This window comes from Microbacterium sp. (assembly GCF_031178445.1).
Lineage (GTDB): Bacteria > Actinomycetota > Actinomycetes > Actinomycetales > Microbacteriaceae > Microbacterium.
Map to the genome: position 1 here is coordinate 108,410 of NZ_JAPSIY010000007.1, position 22,712 is coordinate 131,121.

General features: G+C 69.7%; 21 protein-coding genes. 6 read left to right on the plus strand and 15 right to left on the minus strand.

Annotated features, from left to right (window positions below; translation table 11 throughout):
• Positions 1–19 precede the first annotated feature (19 nt).
• The 3 genes from ptsP to RIN43_RS11405 are packed head-to-tail and all read right to left on the minus strand — an operon-like array spanning position 20 to position 2,282.
• On the minus strand, positions 20–1,687 hold the full coding sequence (gene ptsP / locus RIN43_RS11395) for a phosphoenolpyruvate--protein phosphotransferase (protein ID WP_309129042.1): 1,668 nt from the start codon (positions 1,685–1,687) through the stop codon (positions 20–22).
• Entirely contained in the window at positions 1,684–1,962 is a 279-nt protein-coding gene (locus RIN43_RS11400) for an HPr family phosphocarrier protein (RefSeq protein ID WP_309129043.1), read from the minus strand. Before RIN43_RS11400 ends, ptsP begins: the two co-directional genes overlap by 4 nt.
• On the minus strand, positions 1,959–2,282 hold the full coding sequence (locus tag RIN43_RS11405) for a hypothetical protein (RefSeq protein ID WP_309129044.1): 324 nt from the start codon (positions 2,280–2,282) through the stop codon (positions 1,959–1,961). The genes RIN43_RS11400 and RIN43_RS11405 overlap by 4 nt, the downstream gene beginning before the upstream one ends.
• A gap of 151 nt (positions 2,283–2,433) precedes the next feature.
• Here RIN43_RS11405 and RIN43_RS11410 point away from each other — a divergent pair, with 151 nt between their 5' ends.
• Entirely contained in the window at positions 2,434–4,350 is a 1,917-nt protein-coding gene (locus RIN43_RS11410; RefSeq protein ID WP_309129045.1) for a PTS sugar transporter subunit IIA, read from the plus strand.
• A 32-nt stretch (positions 4,351–4,382) separates the two neighbouring features.
• Here the strand turns inward: RIN43_RS11410 and RIN43_RS11415 are convergent, their stop codons facing one another.
• From RIN43_RS11415 to RIN43_RS11425, 3 genes are read right to left on the minus strand one after another with little or no spacing between them, the layout of a single operon-like run.
• Entirely contained in the window at positions 4,383–4,649 is a 267-nt protein-coding gene (locus RIN43_RS11415; protein ID WP_309129046.1) for an HPr family phosphocarrier protein, read from the minus strand.
• The gene (locus RIN43_RS11420; RefSeq protein ID WP_309129047.1) at positions 4,646–6,331 is read right to left on the minus strand and encodes a phospho-sugar mutase; all 1,686 of its coding nucleotides are present in this window, start codon (positions 6,329–6,331) and stop codon (positions 4,646–4,648) included. The genes RIN43_RS11415 and RIN43_RS11420 overlap by 4 nt, the downstream gene beginning before the upstream one ends.
• Positions 6,328–7,161: a purine-nucleoside phosphorylase gene (locus tag RIN43_RS11425; protein ID WP_309129048.1), complete on the minus strand. Its 834-nt coding sequence runs from the start codon at positions 7,159–7,161 to the stop codon at positions 6,328–6,330. The genes RIN43_RS11420 and RIN43_RS11425 overlap by 4 nt, the downstream gene beginning before the upstream one ends.
• 48 nt (positions 7,162–7,209) lie before the next feature.
• On the opposite strand from RIN43_RS11425, the gene RIN43_RS11430 reads away from it, so the two are divergent.
• On the plus strand, positions 7,210–8,658 hold the full coding sequence (locus tag RIN43_RS11430) for an NAD(P)H-quinone dehydrogenase (protein WP_309129049.1): 1,449 nt from the start codon (positions 7,210–7,212) through the stop codon (positions 8,656–8,658).
• Between the two features lie 71 nt (positions 8,659–8,729).
• Here the strand turns inward: RIN43_RS11430 and RIN43_RS11435 are convergent, their stop codons facing one another.
• The gene (locus RIN43_RS11435) at positions 8,730–10,499 is read right to left on the minus strand and encodes a biotin carboxylase N-terminal domain-containing protein (protein ID WP_309129050.1); all 1,770 of its coding nucleotides are present in this window, start codon (positions 10,497–10,499) and stop codon (positions 8,730–8,732) included.
• Between the two features lie 78 nt (positions 10,500–10,577).
• On the minus strand, positions 10,578–11,252 hold the full coding sequence (locus tag RIN43_RS11440) for a nucleoside triphosphate pyrophosphatase (protein ID WP_309129051.1): 675 nt from the start codon (positions 11,250–11,252) through the stop codon (positions 10,578–10,580).
• A 50-nt stretch (positions 11,253–11,302) separates the two neighbouring features.
• Here RIN43_RS11440 and RIN43_RS11445 point away from each other — a divergent pair, with 50 nt between their 5' ends.
• Genes RIN43_RS11445 through RIN43_RS11460 form a run of 4 tightly spaced genes read left to right on the plus strand, consistent with a single transcriptional unit; the run spans position 11,303 to position 15,424 of the window.
• On the plus strand, positions 11,303–12,508 hold the full coding sequence (locus tag RIN43_RS11445) for a TRAM domain-containing protein (protein ID WP_309129052.1): 1,206 nt from the start codon (positions 11,303–11,305) through the stop codon (positions 12,506–12,508).
• 30 nt (positions 12,509–12,538) lie between these two features.
• Positions 12,539–13,201, plus strand: coding sequence for a response regulator transcription factor (locus RIN43_RS11450; RefSeq protein WP_309129053.1), 663 nt, complete (start codon positions 12,539–12,541; stop codon positions 13,199–13,201).
• Positions 13,191–14,426 carry an ATP-binding protein gene (locus RIN43_RS11455; RefSeq protein WP_309129054.1) on the plus strand — a complete coding sequence of 412 codons (1,236 nt, stop codon included), beginning with the start codon at positions 13,191–13,193 and terminating at the stop codon, positions 14,424–14,426. The genes RIN43_RS11450 and RIN43_RS11455 overlap by 11 nt, the downstream gene beginning before the upstream one ends.
• The gene (locus tag RIN43_RS11460; protein WP_309129055.1) at positions 14,423–15,424 is read left to right on the plus strand and encodes a hypothetical protein; all 1,002 of its coding nucleotides are present in this window, start codon (positions 14,423–14,425) and stop codon (positions 15,422–15,424) included. The genes RIN43_RS11455 and RIN43_RS11460 overlap by 4 nt, the downstream gene beginning before the upstream one ends.
• Before the next feature lie 265 nt (positions 15,425–15,689).
• Here the strand turns inward: RIN43_RS11460 and RIN43_RS11465 are convergent, their stop codons facing one another.
• The 7 genes from RIN43_RS11465 to RIN43_RS11495 all read right to left on the minus strand — a co-directional run bounded on the left by RIN43_RS11465 (position 15,690) and on the right by RIN43_RS11495 (position 22,703).
• Entirely contained in the window at positions 15,690–15,917 is a 228-nt protein-coding gene (locus RIN43_RS11465; protein ID WP_309129131.1) for an acyl-CoA carboxylase subunit epsilon, read from the minus strand.
• Between the two features lie 5 nt (positions 15,918–15,922).
• Positions 15,923–17,512, minus strand: coding sequence for an acyl-CoA carboxylase subunit beta (locus RIN43_RS11470; RefSeq protein WP_309129056.1), 1,590 nt, complete (start codon positions 17,510–17,512; stop codon positions 15,923–15,925).
• An 80-nt stretch (positions 17,513–17,592) separates the two neighbouring features.
• The gene (locus RIN43_RS11475; protein WP_309129057.1) at positions 17,593–18,213 is read right to left on the minus strand and encodes a PKD domain-containing protein; all 621 of its coding nucleotides are present in this window, start codon (positions 18,211–18,213) and stop codon (positions 17,593–17,595) included.
• 224 nt (positions 18,214–18,437) lie between these two features.
• Entirely contained in the window at positions 18,438–18,977 is a 540-nt protein-coding gene (locus tag RIN43_RS11480; RefSeq protein ID WP_309129058.1) for a hypothetical protein, read from the minus strand.
• 74 nt (positions 18,978–19,051) lie between these two features.
• Positions 19,052–20,632 (minus strand): DUF222 domain-containing protein, encoded by a 1,581-nt coding sequence (locus tag RIN43_RS11485; RefSeq protein ID WP_309129059.1) that lies wholly within the window; start codon positions 20,630–20,632, stop codon positions 19,052–19,054.
• Between the two features lie 251 nt (positions 20,633–20,883).
• Positions 20,884–21,927 (minus strand): hypothetical protein, encoded by a 1,044-nt coding sequence (locus RIN43_RS11490; protein WP_309129060.1) that lies wholly within the window; start codon positions 21,925–21,927, stop codon positions 20,884–20,886.
• 83 nt (positions 21,928–22,010) lie between these two features.
• The gene (locus RIN43_RS11495) at positions 22,011–22,703 is read right to left on the minus strand and encodes a phosphocholine cytidylyltransferase family protein (protein WP_309129061.1); all 693 of its coding nucleotides are present in this window, start codon (positions 22,701–22,703) and stop codon (positions 22,011–22,013) included.
• Between the last annotated feature and the right edge of the window lie 9 nt (positions 22,704–22,712).

Consider the following 22,712-nt stretch of genomic DNA (forward strand, 5'->3'; position numbering starts at 1 on the left):
TTCTGATGAGGGTGTCGGGTTACTGCGAGAACGAGGGCTCTGCGGCATCACGCGCCGCGTCGCGCGCGCCCGCCGCGTCATCCGCGGTGAGCGCGGCATCGGCGATGCGCCGCGCGTCGTCGAGGGTGTGCGCGGCGAGCGAGCGGCGCACGTCGGCGAGCGCCGACGGTGCCATGGACAGGCTTGTGGCGCCGAGGCCGACCAGCACGACTGCGAGCAGGGGATCCGCAGCGGACTCGCCGCAGATGCCCACCGGCTTGCCGAGTCGGGCCCCCGCCGAGCCGACCTCGCGTACCAGGCGGAGCACCGCCGGATGCCAGGGGTCCTGGAACGAGGCGACCGAGCCGAGCAGGCGGTCGGCGGCCATCGTGTACTGCGTGAGGTCGTTCGTGCCGATGGAGGCGAAGTCCGCGTGTGCGAGCACGCGGTCGGCCAGCAGCGCGCTGGCGGGCACCTCCACCATCACCCCGGCCGTCTTGAGTCCGTACTCCTTGGCGAGCGCGGTGAAGTACGCCGTCTCCTCCACGGTCGTCACCATCGGAGCCATCACCCACAGGTCGGATGCGGTGGCGGCATCCGCCTCGGCGAGGGCGGTGAGCTGCTCGCGCAGGATGTCCTCGCTGGCGCGCAGCGCGCGAAGCCCGCGCAGCCCCAGCGCCGGGTTGTCCTCGTGCGCGTCGTTCAGGAACGCCAGCGGCTTGTCTGCACCAGCGTCCAGCAGGCGCACGACGACCTTCTTCCTCTCGAACGCCGTGAGCAGCTCGATGTACGCCGCGCGCTGCTGCTCGATCGTCGGCGCCTGGGCGGAGGACAGGAACAGGAACTCGGTGCGGAACAGCCCGACGCCCTCGGCGCCGCGCGCGACCGCGTCCGCCGCATCCGCGGGCTTGCCGAGGTTCGCGAGCAGGCTGACCGGCGTGCCGTCCGCGAGCGCGCCGGGAGCGGGCGGTGCAGCGTCCTCGGCGGTGCGTGCGGCGATGCGTTCGGCGACGGCGGCGATCTCGGCTTCCGTGGGGGCGGCGTTGACCGTTCCCGCGGCGGCGTCCACCACCACCGTCTGCCCGTCGGCGAGCGTGACGGCGTCGGCGGCGCCCACGAGCGCGACGATCCCCTTCTCGCGGGCGAGGATCGCGGTGTGCGAAGTCGGACCGCCGTCGGTGGTGACCAGCGCGAGCACCTGCTCCAGATTCAGCAGCGCCGTGTCGGCGGGGGCGAGGTCGCGCGCCACGAGCACGAACGGGTGTCCAGGGTCCGGAACCCCCGGCGCGGGTACCCCGCGCAGGCGGGCGAGCACCCGCTGGGCGATGTCGTCGAGGTCGGCAGCGCGCTCGCCGAGGTAGCCGCCCACGGCCTCGAGAGTGGCACGGAAGCCGGCGAAGGCGTCGTGCACGGCCCATTCGGCGGTGCTGCCCTCGTCGATGCGGCTGTCGACCTCATCCTGAAGGGTCGGGTCCTCGGCGATCATCGCCTGGGCCTCCAGAACCTCCCTGGCAGCGCCCCCTGCTGCGTCCGCGCGCTGTTGCAGCTCCGCCGCGACCGAAGCGACGGCTTCGCGAGCGCGAGCCCGCTCGGCGTCCGCGCCGATCGCGCTGGTCTGCTTCTCGGGGGCGGGGAGGGCCTCGGCCATGCGCACGACGGTGCCGGTCGCCACGCCCTGTCCGATACCGACACCGCGCAGGATGCTCATGCGTCCTCGTCGTGATCGGTGGTGAGCAGCTCGGTGAGGGTGTCGAGCACGCTCTCCGCGTCCTCCCCGTCCGCGCTGATCACGACGTGATCTCCGAAGTCGATGCCGAGGGCGATCACGCTGAGGATGCTGGCGGCGTTGACGGCCTTTCCGGAGTCCTTGGCGATGGTCACCGGGATGCCGGCATCCTTCGCCGCCTGTGCGAAGAGCTTCGCGGGTCGGGCGTGCAGTCCGTGCGACGATCCGACGCGAACGGTGCGGGAGGAGGCGGTCATGGGTTTTCCTTCCGGTCGTGCGGCGCGGCCATCGCGTCGCGGACGAGGTGCAGCGTGCGGCTGCCGTCGAGGTCGGTGAAGGCGTCGTCGGGGAGCGGAACGACGAGCGAGCGCCCTGCGAGGGCCGCGCGGATGTCGTCGGCCCGGTCGGCGAGGTGCGGTCCGAGCAGCACCAGGTCCACTCCGGCGGCTGAGAGCGCGCTGCTCTCGGTGCCAGCTTCCGTCGCCCACGGCAGTCCGGCGGACACCGCCGCACGCTGCAGTCGCTGTGCGACGAACGTGCTGGACGCACCCGCCCCGCACACCACCAGGATCCGCATCGATGCCCCTTTCCAGCATCAGTGTGCCCTTCGCTCCCAGCGGTCTTCCAGCAGGCTTCCTTCCGCCCCCGCGGAACGTCGGTTTCCGCCCGCCCGGTTGGGGGGACTGGCATCATGGAGGCGCACGGGTCGTCGACGAGGAAGGCGGGAGATGTCGCGTCAGCGCCAGGACCAGCTCCTCTCCGCACTCCTCAGCCACGACGGCTGGGCGACGGCGGCGAGCCTGGCCGATCAGCTCGGCGTGACCCCGCGCAGCATCCGCACCTATGTGGCCGCGCTCAACGCCCGCACACCGGGTGCGGACGCGGTCGAGTCCGGGCCCGCCGGGTACCGTTCAGGGCCGGGTGCACTCGACGCGCTCGGCGCCGCCGCCGCGCACGACACACCCCGCGCCCGGCTGCACCGGCTCATCCGCACACTCGTCGACGAGGCCTCCGGTATCGACGTGTACGAGACGGCCCTTGCGCTGCACGTCAGCGAGACCACGCTTGAGAACGATCTGGCCAGGGTGCGTGCACTGCTCGAGGGCGGCGCGGTCAGGCTGGAACGCGATCACGATCGCGTGCGCCTGCGCGGCGACGAACAGGCGCTGCGGCGCCTCCTGAGCAGGCTCGCGCAGGACGAGATGGACGCGGGGCCCCTTCGAGCGGACGCGCTGCAGCGCGCTCTCGCACCGGAAGCGGTGCCGGCACGGGCCGTCGGTCCGTTCAAGACCGCCCTGGTCGGAGAGCTCGGAGCCCTCGGCTACTACGTCAACGAGCTGGCCATCAGCGACGTGCTGCTGCACATCACCATCGCCGCCGAGCGCGTCGCCGTCGGTCGTGCACTGGAGAGCGCCGCGGATGCCGCGGATGCGGCGGTCGCCGCGGTCGGCGAGACGATCGCCCGGCTCGCGGGCGAGCACTTCGGCGTCACCCTCGGTCGCGGCGATCAGGAGCACCTCGCGAACCTCGTGCTCACGCGAGTGGTCACCCCGGGGCAGGATGCGCAGCGCCGGGTGCCGCGCAGCACCGACCCGGACGTGGAGCGGGCGGTCCGCGCCGAGATCGAACAGGCCGCGCACGACTATCAGGTCGATCTGGTCGATGATGTCTTCATCGTGCGACTCGCGCTGCACGTGCAGAACCTGCTGCGGCGGTCTCGGGAGCAGGCCTGGACCCGCAACCCGCTCACCCGGTCGCTGAAGTCGTCGTATCCGATGATCTTCGAGGTGGCGGTGTCGATAGCCAGCGGCCTGCACGACCGCCTCGGCGTGCCCCTGCAGGAAGACGAGATCGCCTACATCGCCATGCACGTCGGCGGTCGGCTCGAGCGCAGCCGCGCCGCGGACGCGATCTTGACCGCGACGATCGTGTGCCCCGGCTATCAAGAGCTGCAGGAGCTGCTGCGCTCCAGCGTCGATCGTTCACTCGGCCGGCTGATCGAGGTCGTTAGGGTCGACACGAGCGTCGATCCGGATTGGGGAGAGCTCGACACCGATCTCGTGCTGAGCACGATCCCCGTCGCCGGCGCCGATGAGCGCATCGTGCGCATCCAGCCCTTCCTCGGCGAGGCCGACATCGAGCGCGTGCAGCAGGCCGCCGCGCGTGTCCGGCGCTCGAGGCGGCTGCGACGGCTGCGCGAAGAACTGCAGCGCTACTTCTCGGCCGACGCGTTCCTCGCACCGCTCCCTGATGCGGGGGAGGAGGAGATCATCCGCCGGCTCGGAGGGCTGCTCGCCGCATCCGGCCTCATCGGCGAGGACTACGTCGAGAACACCATCGCCAGAGAGCGGATGTCGTCGACGGCGTTCACCGACGCGCTCGCGGTGCCCCACGCCCTTCAGATGACCGCACGGCGCACCGCGATCGCGATCGGCATCGCCGACGGCTCGGTCGCCTGGGGGAACGGCCGGGTGCAGGTGGTCGCACTCGCCGCGTTCAGTGAGAGCGACCGCGACGCGTTCCAGACCGTGTTCGAGCAGTTCGTCGAGGTGTTCAGCGAGCGCGATAGCGTGCAGCGGATCCTGCGACGCGCGACGAGCTTCGAGACCTTCCTCGACGAGCTGGTCGCGGTCATCGAGGGCTGACGAGCGTGCTCGGTCGCGACCCGCTCCGCAAGTCAGCGCGGCGCGATCACGGCCGTCAGCGAGTCGAGCAGATCGGCCGCGCCCGGGGAGTCGGCGACCTCGAAGGTCACCTCGTCCCCCGGCAGCAGTCCCAGATCCATCAGTGCGAGCACGCTGGTCAGCTCGACACGCGCACCGTCGGCCGTCGACAGCGTCACCGCATCGGGATGCGCCTGAGCGAGCCGCACCAGCTCCGCGACGGGCCGCGCGTGCACCCCGTCGTGGACGGCGATCGCGACCCGCCTGCGGAGCGTGGTCATCGGCGCTCCGCGAGCAGCTCCCGAACAGCGCTCTCCAGCTCGACGACAGCGGCTCGCGCCGTATCGGCCGTCTCCCCTCGGGCGTCGATGTAGACCTTGAGCTTCGGCTCGGTGCCGCTGGGGCGCACGATGACGCGCGAGCCATCGGCGAGCGTGTACCGCAGCACGTCGCTCGGAGGCAGCCCTTCCGCACCTTGCGCGAGATCCTCCGCCTTCGCGACGGCGCGCGCCCCGAACGCCGCGGGTGCGTCCGCACGCAGCGACAGCATCAGCCGGCTGATCACAGAGAGGTCGTCGACTCGGATGGAGACCTGGCCGCTCGCGAAGTGCCCGATCTCGGCACCGAGCTCGTCGAGCAGGCCGGCGATGGTCGTGTCGCGGCCGCGCGCCTCTGCGGCGAGGCTCAGCATCGCCACGGCTGCCGAGATTCCGTCCTTGTCACGGACCGTCTCGGGATTCACCAGATAGCCCAGCGCTTCCTCGTAGCCGAACACCATCCCCGGGGCGCGCGAGATCCATTTGAAGCCGGTGAGCGTCTCATGGAAACCGAGTCCGTACTTCTCGGCGATCGCGCCGAGCCCGGGCGACGAGACCAGCGAGCACGCCAGCGACGCGCCTTGTCCGGCCTCCGCGGGGGCGACCTGGGCGGCCTTCGCGGCGCGCCAGCCCAGCAGCAGACCCACCTCGTTGCCGGTGAGGCGGCGCCAGCCCCCCTCGGCCGCGGCATCCGGTATCGCGACGGCGAGCCGGTCGGCGTCGGGGTCGTTCGCGATCACGAACTCCGCATCGGCGGCGCGGCCGCGCGCGAAGGCGAGGTCCATCGCCCCCGGCTCCTCCGGGTTCGGGAACGCCACGGTCCGGAACGTGGCGTCCGGGTCGCGCTGCTCGTCGACCACCCGCGGAGCGGGGTAGCCGGCCGTCTTCACGACCCGCGAAAGCGTCTCCCAGCCCACACCGTGCATCGCGGTGTACACCCAGCGCATCTCCTGCACGCCGAACGGTGCGGGGGCGAGCGCGGCGGTCGCGGCGACGTAGGCGTCGATCACGTCCTCTCCGGCTGTCTCGTACGCGTCGGAGCGGGGAAGCACGCCGATGTCGCCGGCGTCCGCCACACGCTGGATGTGCGCGGCGATCTGCGCGTCCACCGGCGACACGATCTGCGCGCCCTGGTCTGCGCCGCCCAGATACACCTTGTAGCCGTTGTCGTTCGGAGGGTTGTGGCTGGCTGTCACCATCACCCCGGCATCCGCGCTCAGATGGCGCACCGCGAACGCGAGCACGGGGGTCGGCAGCAGGCGGGGAAGCAGGATCGCGCGAAGCCCCGCACCGGCGAACAGCTCGGCCGAGTCGAGTGCGAAGCGCCGCGAGTTTCGCCTGCCGTCATAGCCGATCACCACGGTCGGCGTGCCGGAGGCGCGCTGCAGCAGGTAGCCGGCGAACCCGGCGGCCGCCTGGGCGACCAGCACCCTGTTCATCCGGTTGCTGCCGGCGCCCAGTGCGCCGCGCAGACCAGCCGTGCCGAACGCCAGGCGTGAGCCGAAGCGATCGTCGAGGTCGGCGAGGGCGGCGGTGTCGCCGCCTGCTGCACGGGTGATGACACCGGCGAGCTCGTCGCGCGTCTCGGCGTCCGGATCCTGACGCAGCCAGGCGCGCGCCTGGGTGAGCCGGTCGACGGCGTTCACAGCGCCTCGATCACTCTGGCCAGCAGGGCCGAGATGACAGGCTCCGCCTCGCGGCCGGCCTCGATGACCTCCTCGTGGCTGAGCGGGGTCTTCTGGATCCCGGCGGCGAGGTTCGTGATGAGCGAGAAGCCGAGGATCTCCATTCCGGCCTCACGCGCCGCGATGGCCTCCAGCGCGGTCGACATGCCGACGATGTGTCCGCCGATGGCCTTGGCCATCTGCACCTCTGCCGGGGTCTCGTAGTGCGGGCCCCGGAACTGGGTGTACACGCCCTCGTCAAGCGTGGCGTCGACGGTCCTGGCGATGTCGCGCAGGCGCTTGGAGTACAGGTCGGTGAGGTCGATGAAGGTGGCGCCCTCGAGCGGCGAGTCGGCGGTGAGGTTGATGTGGTCGCTGATCAGCACCGGCTGACCCGGCGTCCACGTCTCGCGCACGCCGCCGGCGCCGTTGGTGAGCACCATGATCCCGGCACCGGTGGCTGCCGCCGTGCGCACGCTGTGCACGACTCGGCGCACGCCGTGGCCCTCGTAGTAGTGGGTGCGGGCGCCGATGACGAGCACGTTCTTGCCGCCGGGGGTGCGGATGCTGCGCAGGGTGCCGACGTGGCCCTCCAGGGCCGGCTTGGAGAACCCGGTGACCTCGGTGGCGGGGATGCTGGCGACGGTCTCGCCGATGAGTTCGGCCGCCTTACCCCAGCCGGAGCCGAGGGTCAGGGCGATGTCGTGGTGATCGACCCCTGTCAGCCGCGCGATGTCGGCGGCGGCTTGCGCTGCGACCTCGAACGGATTCGCGTTCGGGGCGTCGAGGGGGTGCATGGACGTTTCTGGCATGAGTCCACTCTAGGAACGTGCAGGTCGCACTGCCAGGATTGCGGAAGAATGGAGACCATGTCACAGACTCCCTTCGCGAACAGGCAGAGTGTGGCCGTCCTCGGTGGCGGCCCGGGTGGGTATGAAGCAGCTCTGGCCGCCGCGCAGCTGGGAGCCGAGGTCACGCTCGTCGAGCGGGTGGGTGTGGGCGGGTCCGCCGTGCTGACCGACGTGGTGCCGTCGAAGAGCCTGATCGCCACGGCCGACGCCGCCGTCGCGATCTCGGAGGCATCCGACCTGGGTGTGCAGTTCTACGCCAAGGGTGCGAACGGCAAGCCCCTCAAGCCTGAGATCGCCATCAACCTCGCCGCCGTCAACAAACGACTGCTCGCCCTCGCCGGCCAGCAGTCGGAGGACATGCGTTCGACGCTGCTCGAAGCGGGTGTGCGCATCCTCTCGGGCCACGGCCGTCTCGAGGGACCGAACGCCATCGTCGTCTCGACCTCGCCTGGCGGCACCGACTTCGACCGCGTCGAGGCCGACACAGTCGTCGTTTCGGTGGGCGCGTCGCCACGTGAACTCGACTCCGCCAAGCCCGACGGCACGCGCATCCTCACCTGGACGCAGCTTTACGACATGAAGCAGCTGCCCGAACACCTCATCGTGGTCGGGTCGGGCGTGACCGGCGCCGAGTTCGCGTCGGCGTACATGAATCTGGGCGCGAAGGTGACCCTGGTGTCGAGCCGCGACCAGGTCCTCCCTGGTGAGGACAAGGATGCGGCGAAGGTGCTCGAGAAGGTGTTCAAGCGCGGTGGCATGCAGGTGCTGTCCAAGGCACGGGCCGAGAAGGTCGAGCGCACCGAAGACGGCGTGAAGGTGAGCCTCGTCGACGGGCGCACGGTCGAGGGCAGCCATTGCCTGATGGCGGTCGGCTCCGTCCCGAACACCCACGACATCGGCCTGGAGGAGGCGGGCGTCGAGCTCACCGAGTCGGGGCACGTCCGCGTGAACCGGGTCGCGCGCACCTCGGTGCCCAACGTCTACGCCGTGGGCGACTGCACGAACTTCTTCCCGCTCGCCTCCGTGGCGTCCATGCAGGGGCGCACCGCGGTCTTCCACGCCCTCGGCGACATCGTGATCCCGCTGGAGCAGCGCAAGATCACCGCGAACATCTTCACCGCCCCCGAGATCGCCACAGTGGGCCATTCCGAGCAGGACGTCGAGAACGGACTCGCCGACGGAATCGTGCACAAGCTGCCACTGGCCGCCAACCCGCGCGCGAAGATGATGGGCATCAAGGACGGCTTCGTGAAGATCATCGCCCGCAAGGGTTCGGGCACGGTGATCGGCGGGGTGATCGTGGCGCCGAAGGCATCAGAGCTGATCTACCCCCTCGCCGTCGCCGTCGAGCGTCGTCTCACCGTCGATCAGGTGTCGCGCGTGTTCGCCGCGTACCCCTCGCTGTCGACGAGCATCACCGACGCGAGCCGCGCGATGCACCTGGTGAACATCTCCTGAGATCCGCCTCCGGATACGCGGAAGGCGCGCCCACCCGAACGGGGAGCGCGCCTTCCGCGTGTGCGTTCCGGTCAGCTGATGGTGAGCAGCTGGTGACCGGCTGAGACCGTCGCACCGGCGTCCGCGTTGATGTTGCCGATGACGCCGTCCTTGTGCGCCTGGAGGGGCTGCTCCATCTTCATGGCCTCGAGCACGACGACCAGATCGCCCTTGACGACCTGCTGGCCCTCCTCGACGGCGACCTTGACGACGGTGGCCTGCATGGGCGACTTGACCGCGTCACCCGCGGCGCCTGCATTCGCGACGGTCGCGTGGCTGCGGCGCGACGGCGGCACGACGGCCGGCCTGCCGGCAGTGCCCGCGACGGGCGCGGCGACGCGATCGGGAAGGCTGACCTCGAGCCGCTTGCCGCCGACCTCGACGGTCACGGTGTGCCTGCCCGGCGCCGAGGCCGGATCCTCCAGCTCGCCGTCCCACGCGGGGATGTCGTTGACGAACTCGGTCTCGATCCAGCGGGTGTAAACGCCGAACTCGCCGTTCTCGGCGGTGAACGCCGGGTCGCGCACGACCTTGCGGTGGAAGGGCAGCACGGTCGGAAGACCCGACACCTCGAACTCGTCGAGGGCGCGACGCGAGCGCTCCAGCGCCTCGGCGCGGTCACGCCCGGTGATGATGATCTTCGCCAGCAGCGAATCGAACGCACCCGAGACCGCGTCGCCGGCGGTGACGCCGGAGTCCAGTCGCGTGCCGGGGCCCCCGAACGTCTTGAACACGTGGATCGGGCCGGGCTGGGGGAGGAAGCCGCGACCGGGGTCCTCGCCGTTGATGCGGAACTCGATCGAGTGCCCCTGCGGCTGCGGATCGTCGTAGTCGATGATGCCGCCGGCGGCGATGCGGAACTGCTCGCGTACCAGGTCGATGCCGGTGACCTCCTCGGAGACCGGGTGCTCGACCTGCAGGCGGGTGTTCACCTCGAGGAACGAGACGGTGCCGTCGGCGCCGATGAGGAACTCGCAGGTGCCGGCTCCCACGTAGCCGACCTCCTTCAGGATGGCCTTCGACGCCTCGTACAGTGCCCGGTTCTGCTCCTCGGTGAGGAACGGAGCCGGTGCCTCCTCCACGAGCTTCTGGTGGCGGCGCTGCAGCGAGCAGTCGCGGGTCGAGATGACGACCACGTTGCCGGCGGCGTCCGCGAGGCACTGGGTCTCGACGTGACGCGGCTTGTCGAGGTACTTCTCGACGAAGCACTCTCCGCGGCCGAACGCCGCGACGGCCTCCCGGGTGGCCGATTCGAACAGCTCGGTGACCTCGTCGAGCTCACGGGCGACCTTCAGGCCGCGTCCGCCGCCGCCGTACGCGGCCTTGATGGCGATCGGCAGGCCGACCTTCTCGGCGAACGCGACGACCTCTGCGGCATCCGCGACCGGCCCCGGGGTTCCCGGCGCGAGGGGCGCGCCGACCTTCTCGGCGACGTGGCGCGCGGTCACCTTGTCGCCCAGGGCCTCGATCGCCTCGGGCGAGGGGCCGATCCAGATCATGCCGGCACCGATGACCGCACGGGCGAAGTCGGCGTTCTCGGCCAGGAAGCCGTAGCCGGGGTGCACGGCATCGGCGCCCGAGCGACGGGCGACGGAGAGGATCTTGTCGATCTGCAGGTAGGTGTCGGCGCTGGTGGCGCCGTCGAGGGCGTAGGCCTCGTCCGCGAGTCGCGCGTGCATCGCATCGCGATCCTGGTCGGCGTACACGGCGACAGAGGAGATCCCGGAATCCCGGGCGGCGCGGATGATGCGTACGGCGATCTCGCCGCGGTTCGCGATGAGCACCTTGGCGATATCAGGCATGACTGTCAGCCTAGCGAGTGCGCGCCCGATCTTTTTGACGACTCCCCACAAGAAATCCGCGGAACCGTCGTGCGCGGCTCACTGTGCCGTGGGGGACGCCGCGAGTGCACCGGCGTTCCAGAGGTCCGTCCAGGTCAGGCCCAGCTCGCCCGTCAGGCGCCGCAGGGTCGACAGCGACATGCCGACGACGGTCGATGGGTCGCCTTCCACCCTGGTGATGAACGCGCCGCCGAGGCTGTCCACGGTGAAGGCGCCTGCGACGTGCAGGGGCTCGCCGCTGGCGATGTAGGTGTCGAGCTCGGCATCCGTGACGTCGTCGGCGAAGGTCACGGACGCCTCGGCGATCGCGGTGGCCTCCACAGGTTCGGCGTCGGGCCGGATGCGGAAGACGGAGTGCCCGGAGAACAGTACCCCGGTGGCTCCCCGCATCCGCCGCCACCGTTCGCGGGCGGCGGCGGGCGTGTACGGCTTGCCGTAGACCTGCCCGTCGAGGGCGAACATGGAGTCGCCTCCGATGACGATCCCGTCGAAGCGCGGATGCTCCGCAGGCAGGCGACGGGCCACGTCGGCGGCTTTCGCCCTGGCGAGCAGCAGCACGAGCTCTCCAGGCGTCAGCGGCGCGCCGCGCTGCGCTTCGGCGGCCGCGGCGACCGCGTCCTCGTCAACGTCGGGTGCGACGATGAGCGGCTCGATCCCGGCCTGCCGCAGCAGCATCAGACGAGCAGGGGACGTGGAGGCCAGGCAGACGCGCATGGTTCCACGGTAACCGGGAAGAACGCCACATGATCTGAGAAGATCGAAGGATGACCTCTTCCGCGGGCGACGTGCTCGATCTCGACATCACCGGCATCGCTCACGGCGGCACCTTCATCGCCCGCCACGAGGGACGCGTCGTGTTCGTCGCGGACGCGATACCGGGGGAGCGGGTGCGCGCCCGAATCTCGGATGCGGGTAAGGCGTCGTTCTGGCGAGCCGAGACTCTCGAGGTGCTCGAGGCCTCGCCGCACCGCAGGGAGCACGTCTGGACGGAGGCGGACGTCTCGCGCGCACCGGAAGACCGCGTCGGCGGAGCGGACCTCGGGCACATCGCGCTCGATGAGCAGCGGGCGCTCAAGCGCCGCGTGCTTCAGGAGGCGCTGGACAAGTTCGCAGGAGCCGGGCTGGATGCTCCGGAGGTGCGGGCGGTGGACGCCGGCGACGGCACCGGATGGCGCACCAGGGTGTCGCTGCACGTCGACGACGACGGCCGCATCGGCCCGTTCGCCGCGCGCAGCCACCGGGTGATCGACGTCGCTTCGATGCCCCTCGCGCGTGCCGCGGTCGCCGAGGCAGCCCTTGCGCTGCACGGCCACCGTCCGGGGCGGGTCGACCTGGTGGAGCCGGGGGACGGCAGGGTGCGTGTCCTGCCTCGTCCCGAGGGGCGCCGCGAGCGACGCCCCCGGCCCGAGGTCGTCTTCGAACGCGTCGGCGACCGGGAGTTCGCGCTCGATGCCGGCGGCTTCTGGCAGGTGCATCCGCAGGCGGCCTCGACGCTGCACGCCGCGGTCGGGGAAGCGCTCGCGGGCCGGGTCGATCCGGAGTCGACGCATTTCGACCTGTACGGCGGCGTGGGGCTGTTCGCCTCGACGCTCGCCGAGCACGGCGCGATCGACCTCGTGACGGTCGAGTCGGATCGCCGCGCCACCGAGCATGCCGCGCGCAACCTCGAGCGCTTCGGCGCGCAGGCGGTCACTGCCCGCGTCGACCGGTTCCTGGACCGTCTTCCCGACGACATCCGCGCCGGAGCTGTCGTCCTCGATCCGCCTCGAGCGGGCGCGGGACGCGGTGTCGTGGAGTCGATCCATGCGCTCGACCCGCAGGCCGTCGTGTACGTCGCGTGCGATCCGGTGGCGCTGGCTCGGGATCTGGGCACCTTCCGCGGGCTGGGCTGGGAAGTGGAGTCGCTGCGGGCGTTCGACCTGTTCCCGCACTCGCATCACTTCGAAGCGGTCGCTCTGCTGGCCCGCTGAGCCGCGCAGACCACTGGATAAGCTGACACCATGAGCACCGTCGCCCTCATCGACGACCACGAATCGGTCCGCCTCGGCCTGGAGGCCGCCTGTCTGCGCGACGGCGAGCAGGACGTGGTCTTCTCAGGCGCGACGGTGAAGGAGTACCTCGCGTGGCGCTCCTCGACGGTGGCGCCGCCGGTCGATGTCGTCGTGCTCGATCTCACCCTCGGCGACGGCACCACGGTGACCGAGAACGTGGCGACCCTCGTCGCCGACGGTGCGAGCGTGGTGATCCACAGCGTCGCCGACCGCCCGGCCGCGGTGCGAGAGGCGCTGGTCGCAGGGGCGTCCGGTGTGGTTAGCAAGTCATCCGCGCTGGACGACGTCCTCGATGCGATCCGCACTGTCGCACGCGGTGAGGCGCTGAACAACGTGGAGTGGGCGAGCGCCGTCGACGGCGACCGGGAGTTCGCCGACGCCCAGCTGTCCACCCGTGAGCGCGAGGTGCTGCGCCTGTACGCCACCGGCCTGCCGCTGAAGGCGGTGGCCGAGCGTCTGGGGGTCGCGTATTCCACCGCCAAGGAGAACATCACCCGCATCCGCGTGAAGTACGTCGAGGTGGGCCGCCCGGCTCCGACCAAGGTGGATCTGCTGCGGCGCGCCATGGAGGACGGGATCGTCGCCCCGGACGGGGTCACGAGTGGCGGTTGACGCCCGCACCATCCGCGAGGCGTGGGGCAGCATCCCTTCTCCCGGCCTCGTCGGGGCGGGGATGGAGCGATTCACAGGACAGCGCATGGAGCGCATCCTTGCGATCGTCGCCGCGATCGGCTCCGCCGCGCTCGGCGTGCAGGCGCTGCTGGCGGCGATCACCAGACTGCAGGTGCTCGACGCGCCGCATCTGGCCATGATGATCCTGGTCTTCCTGCCGCTGCTGTGGATGATCCTCGCTTGCCTGACCGGGCAGTGGGCGAAGCAGGCGTGCGGTGCGTTCGCGGTCATGTACGTGCTGGCGCTGCTGCTGTGGCCGGTGGTGGTCGACCGCACTATCCGCACGCCCGAGAGTCAGCCGTGGATCTTCTTCCTGGTGAACATCGGCGTGGTCGCTGCCCTGCTGGCGTTCCCCCCGCGACTGCAGTTCGCGTGGGCGATCGGACTGCCCTTCGTCTACGGGTGGGTGCGGCTCGCACAGGGCGATTTCACGCAGAGCTTCTGGATCACGACCGCGTTCGACGTGTCGTTCACGCTGATCCTGGGGCTTGTGATCGTCTCACTCGGCTGGATGTTCCGGCAGGTCGCGAACGGCGTCGACGATGCGCGTTCGCGTGCGGTGCAGTCGTACGCGTCCGCGGCCGGAGCGACGGCGGCCGAGGAGGAGCGCGTGGCGATGGCGGCGCTCATGCACGACAGCGTGCTGGCGGCGTTGATCGCCGCCGAGCGCGCAGACAGCGAACGTGAGAGAACCCTGGCGGTGGCGATGGCCCGCGAAGCGCTCACCCGCCTCGCGAACACCGAAGCGTCGATCGCGCAGGAGGGCAACGACGAACCGGTGTCCAGAGGGCAGATCGTCGCCGAGCTCCGGCGCACGCTCTCGGAGCATGGAGCGGATGCGGTCGTGGAGGAGCGGGGTGCGCCTGCCGCCGTGCCGGGCAGGGTGGCGCGCGCCATCGTCCTCGCGGCGCGGCAGGCGATCGGCAACGCTCTCGCGCACGCCGGCGGGCGCGGCCTGCACGTCGTCGCCGAGTCGGACGCGGCGGACCGCCTCACCGTGATCGTCGTCGACTCCGGGCCCGGTTTCGATCCCGATGCGATCGGCGAGGACAGGCTGGGCATTCGCGCGTCGATCGTGGCGCGCATGGCGGCGGTGGCGGGCAGTTCGGAGATCGAGACGGATGCCGAGGGCACGACGGTGCGGCTCAGCTGGGAGGCGTCATGAGGCGCACCGTCCGCAGCATGGCCACTGCGCTGGCCCTCGGATTCGCGGTGTACTTCGCCGCGCGGGCCATCTGGTGGATCGAGCAGCCGGCCGCACCGCTGCTGATGGTCGCGGCCATCGCGCTCTACCTCGGCACGGTGCTGACAGCGGTGCTCGTGGAATCCGCGAACGCGGTGCGCATGCCACTGTGGCCTGCCATCCTGTCTCTGTTCGCCGGGGCGGTCGTGCCGGCGCTGGTGAGCCTGTCGTTGGAGCCGACGACGCGCGGAGCGCCGTTCGCCACCTGGTACATCGGGGCGACCGGCCTGCTCGCGGTCGTCTGCATCGTGCGCAGGCGGCTGATCCTCGGCTGGACGATCCTGCTGATCCTGGTGGTCGAGGCGTGCGTGTTCATGGGGGTCGGCGAGGCCTTCATGCTCGGACTGGTCGGCTCGATCACGTGGGTGGTGGTGGCGCAGCTGCTGGTGCTGTTCTGGGATCGCGCGGTGCAGGACACCGAGCGGCTCGCCGACATACAGCGCGCGGTCTCGGCGTGGCATGCGACGCAGCTCGTGCGGCAGCGTGAGCGGCGGGTTCGCGCGCAGCGGGCGCTCGCCGTGGCGGGGCCGGTGCTGAGCCGTACCGTGGCGGCGCACGGCATGCTCACCGAGCAGGAGCGGCTCGAGGCACGACTGGCCGAGGGGACGCTGCGGGACGAGCTGCGCGGTGCGCGGCTGCTGAACGACGCCGTGCGCGAGGCGATCAGCGGCGCGCGGGCCAGGGGCACTCTCGTGACCGTGTTCGACGAGGGCGGCCTCGACGGCCTCGAGGAGGCGCGGGTGGACGAGATCCGCGATGAGCTGGCCGAGGTGCTGGCGGAGGTGCGGTCCAACCGAGTGATCGTCAGGGCCGGTCGCGACGAGGTGCTGGCGGTCACGGTCGTGGGGCGTTCGGCCGGTGGCTCCCGCGACGATGATGCGGTGGAGCTCTGGCACGAGATCCCGCGCGTGGCACGCTGACCGGACGCGGCGGTCGCCGCATCCGCTGAGGAAGAGAGTGGGCGAGGGGCGGCGAAGCCGCCCGCCCCTCGCCAGTGCGGACCAGCTACCCGAAAACTGTCCGCAAGGGGGCGGTGATGCGTCTGTCTACCCTGGGACAGAGCAGCCGCCTAACGCGAAGCGTTGATACCAGTCTGCTGATGTGCAAGAGGTCTGTCTGTAGGTATTTCGGGGGACAAAATCGGGGAACGGTTCCAGCGGGCGCGCGGACCGTCTGCGGCATCGGTCAGCCTGAGAAGCGTCCCCACGGGATGTCTCGCCGCAGCGGAGCGCGCATGGTTCGCTGCGTACGCTGCCACACCGAGACCCGCGGCTCTTCGGCGACGGCATCCTGGGCTTCGCGGACGTACGCCTCGCTCACCACGGCGATGAGGGCGGCGAGCTCCTCTTCGCTGGGAGTGCCGCGCACGATCTCGACGTGCGGCGGCTCGGCCGCCGGCTCGGACTCGTGCATCGTGCTCACAGCGGGATGTTCCCGTGCTTCTTGGGGGGCAGTTCGGCCCGCTTGCCCTTCAGTGCACGCAGCGCCTTCGCGATGGCGACGCGGGTGTTCGCCGGCTCGATGATGCCGTCGATCTCACCGCGCTCGGCCGCGAGGAAGGGAGAGGTGACGCTGTAGGTGTACTCGTTGGCGAGGCGGGTGCGCACGGCGGCGACGTCTTCGCCGTTCTCCTCCGCCTTCTTGATCTCGTTGCGGTAGAGGATGTTCACCGCTCCCTGCCCGCCCATGACCGCGATCTCGGCGGTCGGCCAGGCGAGGTTGACGTCGGCGCCGAGCTGCTTGGAGCCCATCACGATGTAGGCGCCGCCGTACGCCTTGCGGAGGATGACGGTGACGAGAGGCACCGTGGCCTCGGCGTATGCGTAGATGAGCTTCGCGCCACGGCGGATGACGCCGGTCCACTCCTGGTCGGTGCCAGGCAGGTAGCCGGGCACGTCGACGAGCGTGACGATCGGGATCGAGAAGGCGTCGCAGAAGCGCACGAAGCGGCTGGCCTTCTCGCCGGCTTCGATGTTCAGGGTGCCGGCCATCTGGGACGGCTGGTTGGCGATGATGCCCACCGAGCGGCCCTCGATCCGCCCGAAGCCGATGACGATGTTCGGGGCGAACAGCGGCTGCACCTCGAGGAAGTCGCCGTCGTCGACGACGTGCTCGATGACGGTGTGGATGTCGTAGGGCTGGTTGGGGGAGTCGGGGATGATCGTGTTCAGCCGCTGATCGGCATCCGTCGTCTCGAACTCGAATGCGGCCTCGTAGCTGGGCAGCTCGGCCATGTTGTTGTCGGGCAGGAAGCCGAGCAGCGTCCGTGCGTAGTCGATCGCGTCGTCTTCGTCCTCTGCGAGGTAGTGCGCGACGCCGGAGCGCGTGTTGTGCGTGTACGCGCCGCCGAGTTCCTCCATGCCGACGTCCTCGCCGGTGACGGTCTTGATCACGTCGGGGCCGGTGACGAACATCTGGCTGGTCTTGTCGACCATGATGACGAAGTCGGTGAGGGCGGGGCCGTACACGGCGCCGCCGGCGGCGGGGCCCATGATGATGGAGATCTGCGGGATGACGCCCGAGGAGCGCGTGTTCATCTTGAAGATCTCGCCGTACTTGCTCAGCGCCAGCACGCCCTCCTGGATGCGGGCGCCACCCGAATCGAGGATGCCGATGACCGGCATGCCGCTGGTGAGGGCGAACTCCATGATCTTGATGATCTTGTCGCCGGAGACCTCGCCGAGCGAGCCGCCGAAGGTGGTGAAGTCCTGCGAGTAGACCGCGACGGTGCGCCCGTGGATGGTGCCGATGCCGGTGACGACCGAGTCGCCGTAGGGGCGGTTGCGGTCCATGCCGAACGCGGTGGTGCGGTGACGAACGTACTCGTCGAACTCGACGAAGCTGCCGTTGTCGACGAGGAGGTCGATGCGCTCGCGGGCGGTCATCTTGCCCTTGGCGTGCTGCTTCTCGCGGGCGATCTTCTCTGGATCGACGATCGCCTCGTCATAGCGGGCGCGGAGGTCCGCGATCTTGGCGGCCGTTGTGGAGAGGTCAGGCGTGTCCGTCACGGATTCAACCCTAGCGCCGGGCGCCGCTGAGGCGTTGGATGCTCGCCACAACGGGTTCGGCGATCATTTGGCGGACGACGTCAGCAGCCGGGTGCGTCGGGCTTCTCGGTGCAGGTGTGAGCGACGAGTGCGGTGTGGGCCTCGTAGATGCGGATGCTCTGGTCCGGGCCGGTCGTCGTGAGTCGTCCCGAGACCGGGAACCAGCCGACGCCGAGGTCGATCTCGGCCGAGTAGGATACGTCGACCCTGGCGGTGTAGGTGCCGCGTTCCGCGTAGGTATGGCTGGTGTCGGTCGGGGCGAACTGCGGGAGGTCGAGGTCATCCCAGCTGCGCCCGCCGGTGGCGCTGGTGAGGGAGTCGCCGTCGCCGAAGTGGAAGGTGAAGGATGCGGGGGTGAATCGCACGCTGATCGGGAACCCGAACAGTTCGCCGTTCTGACTGTGGGTGTCGGCAGTGGCGACGAAGTTCGCCGGGAGCCCCACGACGCCGAGGTTGCCTGGCTCGGCCGTGAGGGTGCTGGGCTCGGGGGCGAACGTCGCGAGGTCGGTGATCGTGATGGGAGGGATCGCGGGGGTGGGATCGTCGGTTTCGTCTTCTGCCTCTGCGCGGTTGAGCGCTTCGACGCAACGGATCATCAGATTCCAGTCGTCGCGACACTGCGTGAACGGGTCGGGACGGGGCTCGACGTTCACGCGCGCCACGGGCTGCGAGCCGCCGGGGACGGTGTGTGGACTACTTTCGATACCGTTGCCGTGACCTCGGCCACCGGGCTTGTTCACGACGCCTGATACGTCGAGTCGACCTTGATTGCCAGTGGGCACTTCAGCCCAAACTTGATCTGCACCAACTTGGTTTGGTGGCGGTGGAGGCGTCGCCGCGCTCGAGAACAGCGCAGAGATCAAAAGGGTGCTTGCGCCAAGATGACTCAACATTGGAAGTCCTCGGCGATCGTGTTGGATCGGATCACGAGCCCGGTTGGGGAGTCGCCAGGTACCATTTCGAGTTCGATCGGTTGACGTGCTTCTCTGTCCGGCGAAACAATTGAAACGCCATCCGCGTTCAGTAGGTCGACTTCCGAAACGTCGAGGCACACACGAGTGATTACGAGCTCACCCTCATACGACACTGGAGTGAAAGTGTCGAAGGTGGTCGTTCCCGTACGGGTCACCGATTCAGCTTTGTACAGACTGTAGTTCTCGCGACTCGCAGCTTCGGCCGGATCGGTGAGTAGCGCGTACACGGGTTCGATGCTCCTGGGGTCCGAAAGATCGGTGCCGTTAACCGCATCCGTGTACGCCCGATACGTCTCCTCCGCAGCGGCGAACGCCTCCTCCTCGGATGCGAACAGAGCCGTTTCGGTCGGCTCTGGCTGTGGTGCTGGTGTGCAGCCGGCCAGGACTCCGAGCGCGAGCATCCCGGCGGTCAACGCGCTGCCGGTGCGCGCGGAGAAGGTCGTGATCGTCACCCGGCCACGGTAACCCGAAGGCGTGAGCGTCTGCAGAAGTTATCCACAGCGTGCCAGACACCCCGCTCCACCGATCAGAAGGGCGCCTTGAGCGCCACATCGACTGCGATGTCGGTTTCCGCCCAGACCGATTCGTCGCGCGCCGGTGGTCGGGACGGTACGAACATCACTCGCCGTGGTGGTTTGTCGGGGTAGGTGCGGCCGAGGGGGCTGGTCCATTCGATGGTCCAGTCGGGAAGCTGCCTGGCCGTCCACCGGTGCGCCTCGGGAATGTCGGGATGTTTCAGGACGTGATGCGCTCTGCAGAAGTGCGCGAGATTGCACAGAGCCGTGGGCCCGCCGAGAGCGTGGTCGTGATTATGGTCGATGTCGCAACGGTGGACGGGCATCCGGCATCCGGGGAAGCGGCAGTGTTCGTCTCGTGCGCGGAGGAACCGACGCATGGGTTCTGTCGGTGCGTAGGTGTCGGTTTCGGTGACGAGCCCATGGGGGTCGAGGAACAGGCGCGTCCAGCCGGTGTTGCGTCCGGCCAGGGCGCGGGCAATGTCGGGATGCAGAGCACCGTGACCGTCGAGCTGCGCCGGATCGTCGTCGACATCCGCGAGCGTGGTGGCGGCGACGGTGACCTGCACGCGCGCGGTGATGTTCTCGAGCCCGGCCCCCTGTACCTCGGAAGGCTCGGAGCCGAGAAGCAGGTCGGTGAGCAGGTCTGCACGGATCTGGTCGATCGTGCGAGCATCCCCGGGCAGGTGCACGATCTGCGGGCCGGCGGCCAGCGCGCGATCGATGCTCGCCCAGTGCGACTCGGCGCACTGAGTGTCGTCGGCCGGCACCGGCTCCGGAAGCCAATTGCGTGCGTGGGGTGGTTCGTACGGTGCGAACGGGTCGACGGTGAAGGTGTCGGCGATGCCGAAGATCGCGTCGTGAGCGCAAGAAGCGTCATCGGCGGAACCTTCGGATGTGGAGTCGATATGGGCGAACGTGGGTTCGCGGTCTTCGACATGAGACTTCTGATGGCGCGCCAGCTGGGTCAGTCGATCCATGATGCCCTCAGCCAGATGCTCGGGAAGAACCGCCTGCAGCAGCGCCAACCCGTCGCCGACGGACCTGACGCTCACGCACCGCTCGGATTCGGCCGCGCGGTGTCGGTCGAGAACTGTCTGACCGGCGAGAGCGGCGGCGATCTCGCGCACATGCGCTCGTGTTCGGGCCGGCGCCTCGGTCTCGGCGAACTCGACGGCGGCCGCCTCGTACAGGGCAAGAGCGGCGGGCTCCAGGGCGCCGTCGGCGATCGCCTGCGTGACCGGGAATGCCGCCCGGATCACCTCGCGGACGTGCGCGGGCGAGATCAGCCCCGCCTCGAATGAGGCGCGCAATCCGGGGAGATCCGTGGCGAGGACACGCGCGTCGGCGAAAGCGTGCTCGACGGCGCCCTTCGCCATCCGTCCGGCGGCGGAGTACTCGGCGACCATCGAGCGCCAGATGCTCTCGCGGTGCAGCGGCGCTTCTGCGATGTCGTGCTCCAGGAGCTCGGCGCGCTGGGCCAGCAATCCGGCGGCCTTGGCCTCCCAGGCGGCGGCCTGCCGACGCGCTTCGACCCACTCGTCGAGCAACGTCGCCCGCCGTTCGAAGTGGGGAAGCACGTCTTCGCTCATGACTCCAGTATAGAACAAAGATTCGAATTACGGAAGGTCCCGGGCCCAGATGACAACCGCCAGACGTACTCCAATCCGTGCACGGCCGTCGGCGTAGGTATGGAGAACGCGCGCGACGTCCACCGGCTCGCGCCAGGCGTTGACGACCATGGATGCGCCGGAACGCGCATGATGAGCCACGACACGCGGTAGGCGACCGGGGGAGGGGCCCCTGAGTGGCAGCCTGTTCCCCGCACGTGGAGAACTCGGTCCTACCCCTCGCGCGTGGAGGATGATCCGTCGGCGGGGGCTCCACCGCCATCCAGAGCACGAACACTGTCAGCGCCGCCTGCATCCGTATCTCCGCGTCGCCGCAGCATCCCTCCCGCGCGGCGGGCGACGTCGCCGATGCTCCTCCCCGCCTCGCGACTCGCCGATCCGATCCCGCGGCCCGCGGCTCCGATGCCGCGGCCGACGGATCCGGCCACGCCGCCGACACCGCCGCCGACGGCGCGGGCTCCGTCCAGCATCCGCCGCTCGATGCGCTCGCTGCCCGGCACCGGCTCGAGTTCCGGCGGCAGGGCCGTGGGGGCTGCGCCGAAGGCGCGCCGGGAGGTGGTGAGCACACGTCGGCCCAGCAGGTGGTTGCCCGCTCCACCGACCACGGCGCCGACGCCGAAGGGCAGCGCCTTGCCGAGAACCGACGCGCCACCACGCGAAGCGAACTGGCGCACGAATGCCGACTTCAGCCGGTCGACCAGCGGCCCCACGGCAGCGCGGGGCAGTGACTTGGTGACCATCTCGCCCCAGTAGGAAGATCTGCTTCCGCCCTTGCCGCTGGCCTGTCGTGCCAGCTGCGAGACGAGATCGACGCCTTCCTTCCCGAGCATGAGCGTCATCACCAGCGCCCGTGCGCGTTCGGGGTTGTCTATCGCGATCCCGTGCACCTCGGCCACGGACTGTGCGAACAGTGCCGTCGACTCCATGAAGCCCACGGTCTCGACCCCGGACAGCGCCAGCGTGACGCCTGTGCCGATGCCGGGGATCACCGCGGTCGCGCCGACCGCCGCACCGCCGGTCGTGACCGCGGTGAGGTAACGATTCTCGAGCATCCGCACGATCTGCTCCGGCGTCGCGTCGGGGTGGCGCAGCCGGATGCTGCGGATGTGGGCGATCACGAGCGGACGCTGCACCGAGAGCACACGGTCGAGTCCGCGCACGGCCAGCGGATGCTCCGGCGAGCCCATCGGGGGTACCGCACTGTCCCACGGCGCATCGTCGGAGAGGGAGTGGATCTTGTGCACCTTGTCGCGCATACGGCGATCCTAAGTACTCACCGCCGCAAGAATGCCGAAAGCTCCGGCCCTTGCGGGACGGAGCTTTCTGTGCACGGGGGAGCTCACACGAACTGGTTCGCGCGCTCCAGGTCCTCGGCGAAGTCGATCTCGACCGCGTACAGGTCCGAGACGTCCATGGGCTCGAGCAGCAGGCCGTCTTCGGCGATCGCCAGCTCGAGGCCGCGCTCGAAGTAGTCCTGGTCGTCGACCCGCTGCAGCTGGCGCATGAACGCCTTCTTGTCACGCGCCGAGATGTAGTTGATGCCGACAGCCTCGCCGAGACCGCCCTTGACGGTCTTCGACAGCTCCTTGATGTACCCCTCGGCGGTGACGGTGTACTTGACCTCTTCGTCGCTGACCTTGGAGGTGTTGACCGTGACGAAGGACTGGTCGCGCTCGATGTATTCGATCGCGCGGCCCAGGATGCGGGGGTCGAACACGACATCGCCATTCATCCAGAGCACGCCGCCCTTGCCCGTGGCCGAGAGGGCTCGCAGCAGGCTCTTGGACGTGTTGGTCACGTCGTAGCGCTCGTTGTGCACGTAGTTCGCTCGGGGGAACGCCTCGATGATGGTCTCAGCGCGGTACCCGACCACAGCGGTGATGCGGGCGTCGCTGCCGAACGCGGCACGGATGTTCTCGTGCTGCTGCTGCATGATGGTGCGGCCGTCGCTGAGCTCGGTCAGCGGCTTGGGAAGTGCGCGGCCAAGGCGCGAGCCCATGCCCGCTGCGAGGATGACGGTCTGAAGAGTCACGATGTCTCC